This is a genomic window from Rhodocytophaga aerolata, from assembly GCF_030503435.1.
In the GTDB taxonomy this organism is placed as follows: Bacteria; Bacteroidota; Bacteroidia; order Cytophagales; family 172606-1; genus Rhodocytophaga; species Rhodocytophaga aerolata.
Map to the genome: position 1 here is coordinate 233,090 of NZ_JAUKPO010000001.1, position 15,523 is coordinate 248,612.

Here is a 15,523-nt window from a genome sequence, read left to right on the forward strand (position 1 = left end):
GCTTGATTAGGATGGGGTCTGCCAGGTTCAGGTAATGCTTTCTACGAAACAGAAACAGGTAAATAATTGAAATAAAAAGAGAACAAGTTTACCTAAACTTGCTCTCTTTTAAAAGGTTCATTGCCAGAATTTTAGTATCCAGGATTCTGTGACAGGTTTGGATTCAGATCCAGCTGTGTACGGGGAATTGGATATAGCTCTCTGGTTTCAGCAGAAGCGGGTTTAAACTGCCATGCTTGAGTAAATTTATCAAACCGGATCAGGTCTTGTCTTCTATGAAATTCCCAGGCAAGTTCCCGTCCACGCTCCGCCAGTATTTCATCTAACGTAATAGTAGTTAATGCAACGTAATTTGCCCCATATGCACGTTCTCTTACGCGGTTAATATCTGTCAGCGCAGCAGCCGTATTACCCAGTCTGAATTGAGCTTCGGCTCTCATCAACAGTGCATCAGCCAAACGGAAAATTACAAAGTCGTTGCTCTGGTCGTTATTCTTGTTATTTACTTGAATCTCATATTTCTTGAAACGAGCACCTGCCCGGCGTGCTGCAGGTCCGGCAGGCATTACCAGGGCCGGAATTTCTGGTGAAAATATCAAAGGCTGCCCATCATCTACCAAAGGTTCACCTTTAGCGTTGAACTGCTGACCCACAATCCAGCCATCCTTTCTTTGGTCAGTATCTTCATAAGAGTTATAGAACTCAGCCATGGTAGCAAACCCGTTCCAGGGAGCAGCACCCAGGTTATAGGTCGTCTGGTTCAGGTAGTGCAGGGTTCTCATATGCGGATTAAATCCACCACGTTTGGTAGCATCCATGGGGGTAGCTAATATAATCTCGGGAGAGTTCTGGTTCTGAACGGCAAAGGTTGAGAAGAAGTCTGCCGGTAATGAATACTTGTTTGAGTTAATAATAGCATCCATTTGCTCGATTACCTTTGCCCATTGTGGGGTACCAGTATATACCTGTGCATTCAGATATAATTTACCCAAAATCATATGGGCTACGTATTTGTTCATACGTCCATAATTTACGCCGCCTGTTTCTTCAGACAGATTTGGTATAGCTGCTACTAGCTCTTGCTCTACCCAGGTATATACTTCAGTCCTGGTCTTCTGTGCGGGAGAATCGCCACCTACCCTATCAGCAATAATTACATTGCCAAACATATCCGTGGCTATATAATGATAGAACGCGCGTAAGGTTCTCAGCTCAGCAATAGTCTGCTCATTGGTAAGATTTTCGTCGGCCAGCTGAAAATTGATCCTGGTAATATTGTTATAGATCCAGTTCCAGATACCATTGAAGGTGCCATCATCCAGGGTTACATCCCAAGTATGCTGATGGAAACGCCGCCAACGGCCGCCATCTTCCCAGTCTCCACCTCTGGTAGGTACAATTTGCTCGTCCGTTACGGTGTTTATTTCTGCCATATTTCCATAATAGTCTCCAAGTCCACTATACAAGGGGCCTATTAAAGCATTCAACTGCCCTGGTGTCTGTCCAAAGCTATCAGGAGTTGTCTGATCATATACTTCCTCTTCCAAATCTGTACACGCATGACCCATAAAGAGGCCAATGGTACAACCGGTAAGAATCAGTCCTTTTTTAATATATTTATTCATGATGATTATTTTTAGCTTAATAATACAATTACTAAAGTTGTTAGAATGTTAGATTCACTCCAAGCTGGAACGAACGGGTTTTAGGATACACACTGGCAGCATCTATACCAATGTTGTTTGGTGTCTGGCTTCTGCCATTATCTGCTAAATCACCACGTACTTCTAACTCAGGGTCAATGCCTTTGTATTTAGTAATGACAAACAGGTTATTTCCTCCCAGGTAAATACGGGCCGCTTGTACAATTCTTCCTTCAGCCATTGGCAGGTTGTAGCCCAACTGCCAGTTGTCTAAGCGGACAAAAGCGCCACTTTCCAGCCAGAAATCAGACAACTGATTGGTGCTGAAATTGGCAGGCAAGTCTTGCACATCTTTCAACATATTGGTTTCCAGAATACTACCGGGAATAGACAGGTTAGAACGAAGGTTGTTCAGAATTTTATTACCGGCTACACCTCTAAGCTGGAAGTTCAAGTCAAAGTTGCCATACCGTAGGGTGTTGATTAACGCACCTGTGTATCTAGGCAAGGCTACTCCTGATTCTACTAATTTAGCTTTTGAATTATCGGTAGTAGGTTCGCCTCCATCTGCAGCTACAAACAGCATGTTGCCATTCTGGTCAAACCCTGCATGCTGCGGAATATAAAACTCACCTAATGAACGGCCTGGACGTAACTCAGAAGCAAACACGTTAGACAAGCCTCTTCCACCAAAGGAGTTGTACCGGATGATCCCTACGTTAAAGTCGCCACTATTTAACGACATAATGGTGTTCTCATTGTAAGCACCTACTACTCTAGCATTCCAGGTAAAGTTTTCTTTGTTGATGATATCTGCTCCGATAGATAATTCAATACCGCGGTTACGCATTGTACCAGCGTTAGCCACAATAGAATTGGTTACAAAACGGCCACCGGTTGCTGCTACTGTAAATGGATAGAGCATGTCGCGGGTCATTTTGTTATACACGTCCAAAGTACCGGTAATTCTATCAAACAAAGTAAAGTCTAAGCCAACGTTAGTCTGCTCTAACACTTCCCATTTCAAGTCAGGGTTGTCGTTCTGGGTGTATCCATATCCTGGAACAAAGTCTCCAGCTACACCGGCTGTAGCATCATAATAGTTTTGTACAGGTCCCAGCAAACGAAGGGTATTATATGGGCGGATACCTTCAGAGTTACCTGTTTGTCCCCAACCTGCCCTTAATTTCAAATAGCTCAGTACTCGGTTATCTTGCAGGAATGGTTCGTTAGAAATAGTCCAGCCTGCTGCAAAGGAAGGGAATATACCCCATCTGTTATTCACCCCAAACTTGGAACTACCATCTCTACGAAGCGTAGCGGTTACGTTATATTTATCTACAAAGTTGAACGTTGCCCGGCCAAAGAATGAAATCAGTTTCCAAGAGTTTTTGTAGGAAGAAACATAGTCGGACCTACCGAAAAGCAAGGTTCCGTTTCCACGGCCAAGGTTATCATACCCAAATAAATCGTAGCCACCGTCGATGTAGTTATTATTGTTGGCGCCAAAACCATCATCCACATTCTCCTGGTAAGAATAACCACCTAAAAGATTGAAGTTACTATTGGCACCTATGTTTCTGGTGTAGGTAGCAGTTAAATCTAATAAGGTGTTGTTGGTTTGATACAAGTTACGGGCGGTTCTACCCTGGTTGCCCTGGAATTGTTTTATTACACCATTAAAAGCCTGGCTTTCGATCGTACTCTCATTTCTGAAAGCACCATTTGCGCCTAATACCAGGCCATCTAATACTTCAAAGCTCATATTCACCCCGCCAATCAGGTTTCTTCTCACCCGGTCGTTCAGGAAGTTGTTCTGGATAGCTACCGGGTTAAATAAGTCGAAACTTCCATCTACTTCGTAATAGCCACCAAAGTCTGAGCGTCCACCTGGGTCTTTAATCGGTAATGTAGGCAGGAACGTTACTGCTCTGGAGATAACGCCATCTTCTCTAAGTTGAGCATTTGTATTAGCAATAGAGAGGTTATATTGAATTTTTAAGCGGTCGTTAATGGCCCGCTGATCTATATTTACACGGCCGGTTAAGCGGTTGAATCCGGTATTTTTTAAGATACCCTGCTGCTGGATGTAGTTCAGTGAACCGCGGTAACTAAAGCTGCTACCTCCGCCCATGATAGACAAATCGTGATTGTTGGTATAAGCAACACGTGTAATTTCATCTATCCAGTCGGTGCTAAAATTACCATCCGGAAATCTCAGATTATCATCCAATGAGGCAGGGCCTTTAATTCTGTTTACTTCCTGGCGGTATTCTTCGCCATTTAGTAACTCTAATCTGTTAGAGATTATTTCAGTACCAACGTAGTTGTTAAAACCAACGGTTGTTTTTCCTTCGCGTCCTCTTTTAGTAGTAACAATAATAACCCCATTGGCAGCACGGGCACCATAAATAGCCGCAGCCGAAGCATCTTTCAACACGTCCATACTTTCGATATCTTCCGGAGACACACTATTGATTGGCACGCCAATAATACCATCTACTACATATAGAGGCTCGCTGCCACCGGCTAAGGAAGTATAGCCCCGCAGACGTACCGTAGGAGCCTGGTTAGGATCACCAGAAGGACGGGTAATATTCAAACCAGCTACTTTCCCCTGAATGGCCTGTAAAGGATTGGGGTTGATACCGGCATTGAAATCTTTAGCAGATACCTGGGCAATAGAACCAGTTACATCTTTTTTCTTTTGTTCGCCATACCCAATTACTACTACTTCGGATAAGGCTTGTACGTCGCCTGCCAAAGCCACATCTATTGTAGAACGGTTGTTCACTGGAATTTCCTGGGTAGTATACCCGATAAAGCTATATACCAGGGTTGAATTTCCCGGAACAGATATAGAATAAGCACCAGTACCATCTGTAACGGTACCTGTGGTAGTGCCTTTTACTGTGATATTTACACCAGGTAGCGGGCTGTTATCAGCAGGATCTGTTACTTTACCTGAAACGGTTACATCTTGTGCAAACGTTTGCAGTGTACAAATAAACACTAAAATAAGCGTTAATGCAGCAGATACTATACTACGCTTAATCAGGTGTGGTGTTGGTTTACCAAAATGGGCATAATCAGAATCATTCCTTTGATGGAATAAAGGTTGATGGGTAGTTTTCATCATAGTTAAATAAATAAATGTGTTATTACTTTTTCATTAAAAAATACAATTTTGCTTTTAATAAAAAGCTACGGCGGCAAATTGACTTTAATAAAGAGGGTTTCCGTAAAGAAATTCTGCATAAAATAATTGGTTTTGGGTTATAGGCTTATAATTATTTAACCGAAAAAACTTTTGTTTAAGAATTCTATGCCTGAAAGACTAAAACATTAAACATAGAATTAAACAATAAATATGTTTCCCCGATATTACGCTATGTAAACCAGAAAAGCTAGTCTAAGTTATAAATTTTACTGGAAAAATGTAAAATATATTCAGAAATACAGGGCATACAGAAGGCTAGTTTGTATTTTTTTAAGTCGTAAGATTTTATAAACCCAAATTCCAACCAAAGACAAATTACTCTTAAATTTATATTTGCTTCAATTTTCATCCTATCTTGTCCCGAAAACCTATCCCTAGCATAGCATAAGCAATAGTAGTGAATAACATAAAAAAACCACCAGAGACTACCCGCCCGTTGGTTTTTACTTTTTGCAAAAATCATATAGATACCTGAACAACAGGATACTTTATGCGTGATACTTCGTGCAGATTATTTCCAACCTCCTCCTAAACGTGTGTATAAATTAATCAGTGAAAAAAACTGTTGTTTGCGCACCTGTGTAAAGCCTAGTTCTGCTTCCAGGACACTCTTTTGCGCTGTAACCACTTCCAGATAGGTAGCAAAACCACTCAGAAACAAATCATTAGAGGTAGCCACGGCATCGTATAGCACCTCTACTTCCTGCTGCTTTAATGCCGATACCTTTCCGTAATTCTCAATACTCTTTAAGGAAGTAAGTACTTCCTGGTATCCATTTAGTATTGCCTTCTGATAGGCATGGTAAGCTGCCAGACTTTCGGCTTCCGATTGTTTATAATGAGCTTTTTTTGTTTTTTTGGCGCCTCTACAATTATATAATACTACAGAAGAATGATTTGAGTTTAAAACATTCTAGACAGGCAATCTTCCTACATTGTTTTTTAGCTTGAAGCTCTGGTTATTGTCTCATAGCTGTTTGAAACAACAGATATAAGGCAATATCATATTTTCAAAGAGAATAAAACAAAAGAACCTCCTTTCAAAGTTGAAAGAAGGTTCTTGTTATATACTACAATAAGAAACAGGTACCTTACTTATTGTAGCTTTCTTCACCTAGCCCGGGTTGCGGATATGCCAATTAACCGGGTTTGCTTTTCTGCTTAGTTAAATCCGGGATTTTGCACCAGACTTTTGTTGTTATCAATTTCGCGTTGTGGAATTGGGAACAGCAGCTGGCTTTCCGTAAATGTTTTCCCATAAACGGTGGTATGTCCAACAAAATTCTCCCACTGTTTGGTAATATCATTGCGCACCATACGGGTTCTTAACATATCGAACCACATCTTATTCTCGTACGCAAGTTCAAAATACCGTTCCGTCCACACAGCTTTTTCAAATTCATCTTGCGTAACAGCTGTTGTAGGAAGCAACTTTGCACGTTCACGGATCATATTCAGGTACATTCTGGCATTCGGGTTTGGGCCGCCTTCTGCCCGGTTAGAAGCCTCAGCATACATCAGCATTACATCGGCTAAGCGGTAAACCGTGAAGTTCAGGCTTGCTTTAGCATCTACATCTACGGCTTGTTTATCAAAATATTTATAGATATAGTAGCCACCCAGATCTAACCGATCTCTCCTGGGGTCACCTACCGGATAGTCGTTAGGATGCCCTTTATAGAAGGTATAATAAAACTGCTTCTCCTCAGTCCGTTTATCTCCAGGTTCATAACTTTGAATAAACTCTCTGCGGGGGGTAATGCCACCGTACTCATCGGCGTAGGCCGCAATTCCCCTCAGGGTGGGCAGAGTTTGCGGTGTCAGGTAATTATGCCGGATATCTTTGGCATGCTGCACCTGGAAAACAAATTCGCCTTTATTGTTGTTGGCCGGGTTAATCATGTCGTTGTATTCCGGAAATAAGCTGAATACTCCGCTGTTGATCACTTCCAGTGACCGTTTAGCAGACTCTGCGTAAGCTGTCTGGCCGCCCTGTACTGGATAGCCAGCATACGTTAAATACACATCTGCCAGAAGAGATTTTATAAATCCCATAGAAACTTTACCGGTTTCGTCGCGCCAGGGTAAGGTAGACTTCTCAGCCTCCAGCAGGTCAGGGATAATAATCTCATCATAGATCTCTTTCACTGGAGAACGGGGAGTTTCAACTTCATTCAGGGAAGTTGCCAATTCGGTAATTTTAGGCACATCGCCAAACATACGCACCAGATAGAAATAATATAAGGCCCGCATCGTTCTAACCTCTGCCAGCATATTGGTTTTTTCAACATCTGTAATGGAGTTAAATTCACCGATCTTGCTTAAGGCTAAATTACATTTAGCTATGCCAGCATACATGCCCTGCCACCAGTTATCAATATAAAAAGCCCGGGCATCATAGGTAAGTTCAGTAAACTTAAATGCTTCTGACTGCGCATTGCCATCTCCCTTACCAGTCATATATTCTAATAATCCAGGATTTGAACCACCCCAGCCCCCACCGGAGTTATTTAGGGTACCTATGTTGCCATACGCAGAATTAGCAAAGGCACGGGCAATATCTGGGCTACTTACCGGAGAATCAGTAGTAAGCGCATTCGTTGGCTTTTCTTCCAGAAAGTCTTTACAGGAAGTAGCCATAAATAAAAGGCTACAAAGTGTTATATATTTTAAATTGACCATAATCGTAGGGTTTAGGTAAAATTAGAAGGTTACGTTTACACCAAGGTTAAATGTCCGCGGTTTTGGGTACTGGAAGAATTCAATGTTCTGAATTAACTGTCCGCCAAACGTTTCGGCTTCCGGATCGTAGCCTGAGTAATCAGAGATCAGGAATAGGTTCTGGGCACTCGCATAGAAACGCAATCGTTGCATTTTAAGCCTTTCAATCAGGGTAGCTGGTAAAGAATACCCCAATACAAAGTTCTGGCCGCGGATAAAGGAACCATCTTCCAGCCACCAGTCATCCATGTGGGTATCGTAGCCAGCATTGTAGTGTCTGATCTGTGCAATATGCGTGTTCTGATTTTCAGGGGTCCAGGCATTTAACACAGTAGCCATACTATTGGCAATTGCCTGGCGGTCTTCTACAGAGTGCTTGGTAGCATTTACTATATCTGCCCCCATAACAAACCGGATGTCGAAGGTAAAGTCAAAACCTTTCCAGTTCAGGGTGTTGGCAATGTTCATGGTCCATTTAGGGTACATGCGGCCAATAGTGGTTTCATCTTTTCCGTCAATTACACCATCATTGTTTAAGTCAGCCCATTTTAAATCACCAGGTAAGCGGTCGTATTTGGCTGCTTCATCCGCTTCAGCAGTGCCCCAGGTGCCTAAACGTTTATACCCCCAGAAGGTACCAATTGGCAAGCCTACACGCAAGATATTTGTTTGACCTAAGAACCATGGACCAGGAAAGATATCATCATTATTCACGCCCAGTTTCAAGATTTTATTCTGGAAGGTAGACCAGTTGATATTGGTATTCCAGCTAAAATTCGGGCTTTGAATATTGAAGGTGTTTAGGGAAAATTCTAATCCTCTGTTTTCTACAGAACCAATATTCTGGGTAACATTGCTCAATCCGGTAGACCATGGAATGGGTGCAGCCAGCAGTAAATCGTTCGTACGTTTGTAGTAGGCATCAGCGGTTAATTCTACGCGGTTCTGGAATAAACCAATTTCCAAACCAATATCATACTGGTTAGTTACTTCCCATTTCAGGTCGGGGTTACCAAAACTTGTTCTGGAAATGGCTGTCTGGCGGTTGCCATCCAATAATATTTCTTGTGTTCCCAAGAACTGCAATGACTGGAACAAGCTAATTTCCTGATTACCTGTAGCTCCGGCACTAGCCCGTAGTTTAAGATTACTTAAGGTAGGATTACCTTTTAAGAAACTTTCTTCAGAAATACGCCAGGCTACCCCTGCAGATGGGAAAAAGGCATACTTATTATTCGCACCAAATCTGGAAGAGCCATCTACACGTCCGGTTAATGTTAGCAAATATTTATCGTTCAATGTATAATTAATACGGGCAAAGTAAGAATTTAAAGCCCATCTGTCATCATAAGAACCAATCCCGGAACGTACTGTGCCTACTCCTAAATTATGATAACCAAAAAAGTCATCAATGAAGTTTTGAGTCTGGGCAGAATATTCTTCCGTATTTTGCTCTTGCCACGATAAACCGGCCATAGCGGTGAAGCGATGACTTTCGTTAATGTCTTTATTCCAGGTCAGGTAGTTTTCACTTTGCCAATAGGTACGCTGACGTGACCATATATCAGCAATCCCTTTCTGGTCAGCAGACATCTGAGCCAGGTCACGGCCAGAATAAAAATTTCTTTTCTCGTTGATCAGGTTATACCCAAACGTAGAACGGAATTCCAGGCCAGGAGCAATTTTGAATAAAGCATACACATCGCCCAACGTCTCTGTACGATGATTGGTACGCTGGCGCTCTGTAGCCAAACGTACAGGATTTTCCCCTCCTTCCATTCCTGGCCAGTCTCTATTCCGACCCCAGGTGCCATTTGGATATTTAATAGGAAGAATAGGAACTGCTTCGAACACCATCCGGGGCACATTTAATCCACCATTGGCATCGTCTACTTCTAGTTGCCGTGTCCTGGTGATAGAGATACTACCTCCCATAGTTAACCATTTCTTTACATCACTATCTAAGGTAAATCTGCCAGAATACCGTTTCAAGCCAGAATTCAGCATAATACCATTCTGGTCAGTCATCCCTAATGATAAGCCATAAGCTGATTTTTCAGCACCTCCCTGCAAGTTCAACTGATGGTTTTGTGCCCAGGCCGGTTTATATACCTCTTTTTCCCAGTTTGTATCATACAGTGGGTTACCATTGGCATCAAACAAATTCGGGAAATCAGCCGGATTGTTCGGCACATATTTTCCATCGGCAAATCCTTGTGGATCGTATTTGGCTGCATTAGCAAATGCTGTATTGTATACTTGCATAAATTCCTGTGCATTCAGGCGGTCTACACTGCTGGCAGGTACGGCATACGAACCCCAGCCTTCATAGGATACTGAGCTTCTATTGCGGGTACCCCGTTTGGTGGTAATCATAATTACCCCATTAGCGCCTCTAGCTCCATAAATAGCCGTAGCCGAAGCATCTTTCAGTACTTCCAAGGATTCAATATCATTTGGATTTAAGGCATTGGCATTTACCCCTACTACTCCATCTACTACATACAGCGGATCTACACTGGAGTTAATGGAGTTGATACCCCGGATACGTACCTTTGGAAATTTACCTGGCGCCGCTGTGTTCATAGCTACATCTACGCCGGCGATACGGCCCTGCAAGGCCTGGCCAACGCTGGTTACGTTCCGCTCTAATAGTTTATCAGCTTTAATAGTAGCAACAGAACCAGTTAAGTCAGATTTTTTTACCGTTCCATAGCCCACTACTACCACTTCGTTCAATGATTGCACATCAGAAACTAAGGATACATTAAGGGTAGCACGGTTGTTAATTGGCACTTCCTGGGTAACATACCCTATATAAGAAAATACCAAAGTACTATTGCCATCCGGAGCACTCAGCGAGTAGCTTCCATCAGCCGCACTGGTAGTACCATTAGTAGTGCCTTTTACCAGTACGTTCACACCTGGCAAACCTTCACCGTTTTCATCGGTTATTCTGCCTGATACAGCAAACGCTTTCTGCGAATAAATCAATGATAGAGAAGTAGACGCTAGCAAAGGAGCCTGCGAAACCTGAAGAAAATTCTGATTTTTTTGTAATAGGCCAGTTTCTACCTTCTTAATTTCTTTAGCTTCCTGTTCCTCTCTGGGAATAATTACATAAAAGGCCTCACCGGCTTTTTTATGTACCAGGTTATGTTTAGCTAGCAAACTCCGCAGATCTTCATCCAAACTTTGGGTGGTTTTTCTACGGCTGGCGTCTATGCTCAAGCCTTCAATAAGACCTGTTTTATAGAAAAAAGTCACTTTATACGTAGCTTCCAGCGACTGAAGAGCACTTTTAAGGGATTGTGTGCCCTTTTGTTCGTCTGAATCTTTGTCGGCCACATACATTGCCGAAGAGGCAAGTGTCTGGCTGTAGACTGGCGAAATCAGGCAAGATGCCAAAAATAGCATACTTCCATGAGTTAATTTTCGAATCATAGCAAATGGAGTTTAGGTGAAGACATAGAAATTCCGGGAGCTTTTTTCAAGCTCATTTTTAAGGTTAAAAAAGAATAAATTATTTTATTTGGAACTTTACTTTATTGCCTGTCTTTTGAAAGTTTAGGTTGAACGAGAGAGAAAGAGCTTTTAACAACATATCTGCGTTTCCGCAGGGAACAATACCCGAAAACCGTTCTTCGTAAAAAGACCGGTCAGGTACTACCACAGACAAACCATACGTTTCTTCCAGCAGTAAGGCTATTTCCTGAAAGCTGGTGTTTTCCAGAATTAGTTTTTTGTTGATCCAGGAAGAATATACTTCGGCATTAACTCCTTTTTTTACATAGGTTGACGGATTGTTTTTAAATTCTACCAGTTCGCCGGGCTGCATAGTAATCTGATTTTGTTGATCGGATGCCTGCATATTCAGGGTTACTTTTCCTGAATTAAGCACTACCCGTGTTTTGGCACTCCGGTTATATACATTAAACTCGGTACCTAACACTTCTACATTAAACTTATCGGATGTATTTACTCTAAATTTCTGCTGGGCCTGCGTATGCTTCACCGAGAAAAAAGCCTCTCCGGTAAGCCATACTTCCCGGTCATCGGTAGGCAGCCAGTTTTGTGCATACCGGATAGAGGAATTGCCATTTAGTGTTACCTGAGAACTATCGGGCAGCAAAACGGACATTGTCTGACCATAGGCAGTGGCATGTTCAACAAAAGTATTTTTCTTATGTAACGCGTAGTAGGCGACTACAGCACTCAACACTGCTCCGGTTAAAACAGCTGCCATCCGCCAGGGAAAAGTAAACCAGGACCGGCCAGTCCGTTTCGCCTGATCCGGTGTTTCTCTGCGCTGGATCTTCTGCTCTATGGCCGGATACATGCTTTCGGCTAGGGCATTATCTGTTTTTTCAGGAGCTTGTATGGTTTCTGTTATTTCAGCATTAAGCATGGCATGCAGCTGGGCATCGGCTTGTGGGCTCTGCAAATAGTCAAATACCAGCTCGAGTTCTTCCGGGCTGCATTCGTTAGCCAGGTATTTCCGTAAAAGCTCTTCTTTGCTGAGGTTATTTTTCACAATAGGTGCAGAGTTAGCCGCTATATCTGTATATACAATTGAAACAGCAGGCAGGTCTGCTCCACTTAAATTTTTTTTCGAATTAGTAATACGATAGCTTAAGGACGGCTAGCAAAGCCTCAACCAGGAAAGAGAGTGGACTTAATATGCCTTACAGGAACCAGGCCATCAGGCATACCAGGAAAGTTGTTTGTGTATGTGCCTGCAAGTAATCTTTTATAAATTTTATGGCCTTCACCATGTGGTCGCGGACCGTACTTTTGGATATACCCAGCGTATAGGAGACCTCTTCGTAGCTTTTACCTTCGTTGCGGCAAAGCTTAAAAATAAGTTTTCGTTGGGGAGGTAACTGTTCAATGGCATCTATGGCCAGTGTTTCATATTCGGCAGAAAGCACTTCGTTTTCGGTATAATTACTGGCTGTTTCGGCAGCTGCCAGTATTTCATTTTTGATTGCTGCCTCTTTAGATGCCCGTTTTAATAAATTAAATATATGATTATGGGCTATTCTGAAAAGAAAGGCTGAGAAAGAAAGGCTAGTATTGATCTGACTGCGGTTTTCCCAGATTTTGACAAATACATCCTGTACAATCTCTTTAGCTAGTTCTTCGGATTTGACAAATTTCAGTGCCATCCGGTACAGGCTACCATGATAGTTGAGATAAATCTTTTTGAAGGCAGTTTCGCTACCTTTCATCAATTCTTCCAGTAACTGTATTTCATCTAAATTTGGGTGCATTCCGAAAATTGTATCTGAAAAAAGTGGTTCCTCGAAAAGAAAAGCTTCTTTAAAGATATAGCTTTTGCCTATTAAAACAAAGCAATAAAATATATTAATAGTGCAAATATTTGAAATGATTCAGACTATCAAAAGTTTTTCCTAATAAATTATCATTCTTCCATAACAAAAACTTAACAAACAGATACATACGAAATAGCTGCCTTTGCTGCCTGCATTTATTCTTAAAATATGTTTTTAAAGCATCTTACCGGAATGCTTAATGTCCGCAAATTGACAAAGGCCGGTTTATCTCCTTATATTTACCACGTACCAAACAAACCATTATGAAAGTTATTCAACTTAGTCAGTACGGAGGCCCGGAAGTACTACAGTATGCAGAAGTAGAAATACCTCAGCCCAAGGCTGGAGAAGCCCTGGTAAGAATAAAAGCCATAGGCGTAAACTTTATTGACGTGTACCACCGGACCGGCCGTTATCCTGGCGCTTTACCCTTTACTCCCGGTTCGGAAGCAGCCGGCGTGGTAGAAGCAATAGGCGAAGGTGTTACAGAAATAAAAAAAGGAGACCGGGTTGCCTATGCCATGCATGTAGGAAGCTATGGAGAATATGCCCTGGTGCCAGCGGCCAAACTAGTGCCCATACCTGCACAGGTAGACGATAAATCGGCAGCAGCTTGTATGCTGCAAGGGATGACCGCCCATTACCTGAGTTACAGCACTTATTCTATAAAGAAGGGAAACCGGGTGCTCATACATGCTGGGGCCGGCGGGGTAGGCTTATTGCTTACTCAACTGGCTCACAAGCTTGGCGCTTATGTGCTTACAACGGTGTCAACAGAAGAAAAAGCCCAACTATCCCGGGAAGCAGGTGCCGATGAAGTAATTCTTTATACCCAGAAAGATTTTGAGAAAGAAGTAAAACGCCTGACGGATGGCAAAGGAGTACACGTGGTGTACGACTCTGTTGGAAAAACTACGTTTGACAAAAGCCTCAACTGCCTGCAGCCCAGAGGATACCTGGCATTATTTGGCGCCTCCAGCGGCCCGGTTCCTCCGGTAGATCCCTTAGTGCTGAGTTCCAAAGGTTCGCTATATTTAACCCGTCCTACTTTAGGACATTATGTACTAAACCGGGAGGAGTTATTGAGCCGGGCCAATGAGGTATTAAATTGGGTAGCTACCGGGGAGTTGAAATTACGTGTGGAGCATACCTATCCGCTATCGCAAGCCTCACAGGCACACACGGATCTGGAAAGCCGCTCGACTACCGGCAAATTGTTACTTTTACCAGAAGAATAATTTTACTTATCCAGAGGCATATATTGTTGGTCAGTATATGCCTCATTTTTGATAATTAGCCGTTTTTTTAAGTCAGCTGTATTTACACCGGAAATCCTGCCATAAAAACTTAGCCTTTTGTTGAAAAGGGGCGTAAAAGGTAATATACCCACCTTTCAACCGCCATGAAAAAGACTACAACTTTGCTAGCCGTATTGTTGCTTACCTGGCAGGTAGCCACGGCTCAACTCATGGGAAATATGTTTTCCTCCCCTATGAATGGCACGCCTATAGACATTACTTCGCATGAAGGCGATGGATTTAAAGCAGAATACTACAATGGCCCGAATTTCAATAAAAAAGTATTTACCAGAGTAGATAAGAAAATTGAGTTTTACCTGATCCACCGGAGCCCGGCAGAAGGGATTGACCCGGATTACTTTTCTGTGCGCTGGACAGGAAAATTTTATGCGCCAAAAACTGGCATCTATGTATTTAACTTTATAGCAGACGATGGTGTACGGGTGTGGGTAAATAACCAGCTGGTGATTGATCAATGGCGGCTAAATCGGGCTACTAAGTTTTCAGGAAAAGTTTCGTTGAAAGGAGAGCAGTTGTATGATTTAAAAATTGAATACTCGCAGATGAAGCCCAGTGCTGCCGTTGCCCGGGCTTCCTGGAATTTTGAGAATGGCCCCGAACTGGAGTTTAATCCCAAATATATTTTTAGTAACCCGCCGAAAATTGTGCCTGTTGTGGCAAAAAAACAGACAACGCCCAAGCCAAGTACCACGGTAGCTCAAAAAACACCTTCTACCAAACCTGCGGTAAAAAAAACGGAGCCTGCAAAACCCACACAAGTTGCCAGCGTAGTGCCTAAGGAAAAACCGGCTAGCAAACCCGCTGAAATACCTAAACCAGTAGCCAAAACTCCCGCTCCCGAAAATGATGCCAATGACGAAGACTTATCCAGAGAAACGTTTGATAACCTGGAGAAAGGAAAAGCCATTGTGCTCAACCATATTTTCTTTGACCAGAGCATGAGTGAACTGAAGCCTGAATCGTATGATGAATTACATAAGCTGATCAATACGCTTAAAAAATACCCTGGAATGAAAATTACGATTACCGGCCATACGGATAACGTAGGAGATTTTTACCTGAATGTACAACTCTCCAAGGACCGGGCTAAAGCAGTGGCAGATTATCTGGTGGAAAAAGGAATTGAAGAAACCCGCATCGACTCAAAAGGAATGGGTAGCTTATATCCGTTAGCCCCCAATACGAATGAGGAGAATAAAGTTAAAAACCGCCGGGTAGAGTTTGCCGTGCGATAAGCTGCAAACAAAAACCACCTGAAAAGCCAATTAGCTGTATCCAGGTGGT

At 42.5% G+C, this 15,523-nt stretch carries 8 protein-coding genes and 1 pseudogene; 2 read left to right on the forward strand and 7 right to left on the reverse strand.

Features of this window, described 5'->3' with window-relative positions; all coding sequences use genetic code 11:
* Positions 1-131: 131 nt before the first annotated feature.
* The 7 genes and pseudogenes from Q0590_RS00935 to Q0590_RS00965 all read right to left on the reverse strand — a co-directional run bounded on the left by Q0590_RS00935 (position 132) and on the right by Q0590_RS00965 (position 12,857).
* Complete coding sequence (locus Q0590_RS00935) at positions 132-1,625, reverse strand: RagB/SusD family nutrient uptake outer membrane protein (RefSeq protein WP_302035592.1); 1,494 nt, start codon at positions 1,623-1,625, stop codon at positions 132-134.
* A 40-nt stretch (positions 1,626-1,665) separates the two neighbouring features.
* Positions 1,666-4,782, reverse strand: a complete 3,117-nt coding sequence (locus tag Q0590_RS00940) for a SusC/RagA family TonB-linked outer membrane protein (protein ID WP_302035593.1) — start codon at positions 4,780-4,782, stop codon at positions 1,666-1,668.
* Between the two features lie 592 nt (positions 4,783-5,374).
* A pseudogene (locus Q0590_RS00945) lies at positions 5,375-5,698 on the reverse strand (TolC family protein); the annotation flags it as partial.
* Between the two features lie 326 nt (positions 5,699-6,024).
* The gene (locus Q0590_RS00950; RefSeq protein WP_302035594.1) at positions 6,025-7,503 is read right to left on the reverse strand and encodes a RagB/SusD family nutrient uptake outer membrane protein; all 1,479 of its coding nucleotides are present in this window, start codon (positions 7,501-7,503) and stop codon (positions 6,025-6,027) included.
* 63 nt (positions 7,504-7,566) lie between these two features.
* On the reverse strand, positions 7,567-11,028 hold the full coding sequence (locus Q0590_RS00955; RefSeq protein WP_302035595.1) for a SusC/RagA family TonB-linked outer membrane protein: 3,462 nt from the start codon (positions 11,026-11,028) through the stop codon (positions 7,567-7,569).
* A 79-nt stretch (positions 11,029-11,107) separates the two neighbouring features.
* Entirely contained in the window at positions 11,108-12,118 is a 1,011-nt protein-coding gene (locus Q0590_RS00960; protein ID WP_302035596.1) for a FecR family protein, read from the reverse strand.
* 151 nt (positions 12,119-12,269) lie between these two features.
* Entirely contained in the window at positions 12,270-12,857 is a 588-nt protein-coding gene (locus Q0590_RS00965; protein WP_302035597.1) for an RNA polymerase sigma-70 factor, read from the reverse strand.
* A 326-nt stretch (positions 12,858-13,183) separates the two neighbouring features.
* On the opposite strand from Q0590_RS00965, the gene Q0590_RS00970 reads away from it, so the two are divergent.
* Together Q0590_RS00970 and Q0590_RS00975 are read left to right on the forward strand one after the other, a co-directional pair.
* The gene (locus tag Q0590_RS00970) at positions 13,184-14,158 is read left to right on the forward strand and encodes a quinone oxidoreductase family protein (protein WP_302035598.1); all 975 of its coding nucleotides are present in this window, start codon (positions 13,184-13,186) and stop codon (positions 14,156-14,158) included.
* Positions 14,159-14,322: 164 nt separating this feature from the next.
* A complete protein-coding gene (locus tag Q0590_RS00975; RefSeq protein ID WP_302035599.1) occupies positions 14,323-15,474 on the forward strand; it encodes a PA14 domain-containing protein in 1,152 nt (383 codons plus the stop codon).
* Positions 15,475-15,523 lie beyond the last annotated feature (49 nt).

Excerpts from the sequence above, each read along its gene's own strand:
- Q0590_RS00975 (WP_302035599.1), top strand. The coding sequence starts at position 14,323 with ATGAAAAAGACTACAACTTTGCTAGCCGTATTGTTGCTTACCTGGCAG.
- Q0590_RS00935 (WP_302035592.1), bottom strand. The coding sequence starts at position 1,625 with ATGAATAAATATATTAAAAAAGGACTGATTCTTACCGGTTGTACCATT.
- Q0590_RS00955 (WP_302035595.1), bottom strand. The coding sequence starts at position 11,028 with ATGATTCGAAAATTAACTCATGGAAGTATGCTATTTTTGGCATCTTGC.
- Q0590_RS00940 (WP_302035593.1), bottom strand. The coding sequence starts at position 4,782 with ATGATGAAAACTACCCATCAACCTTTATTCCATCAAAGGAATGATTCT.
- Q0590_RS00970 (WP_302035598.1), top strand. The coding sequence starts at position 13,184 with ATGAAAGTTATTCAACTTAGTCAGTACGGAGGCCCGGAAGTACTACAG.
- Q0590_RS00965 (WP_302035597.1), bottom strand. The coding sequence starts at position 12,857 with ATGCACCCAAATTTAGATGAAATACAGTTACTGGAAGAATTGATGAAA.
- Q0590_RS00950 (WP_302035594.1), bottom strand. The coding sequence starts at position 7,503 with ATGGCTACTTCCTGTAAAGACTTTCTGGAAGAAAAGCCAACGAATGCG.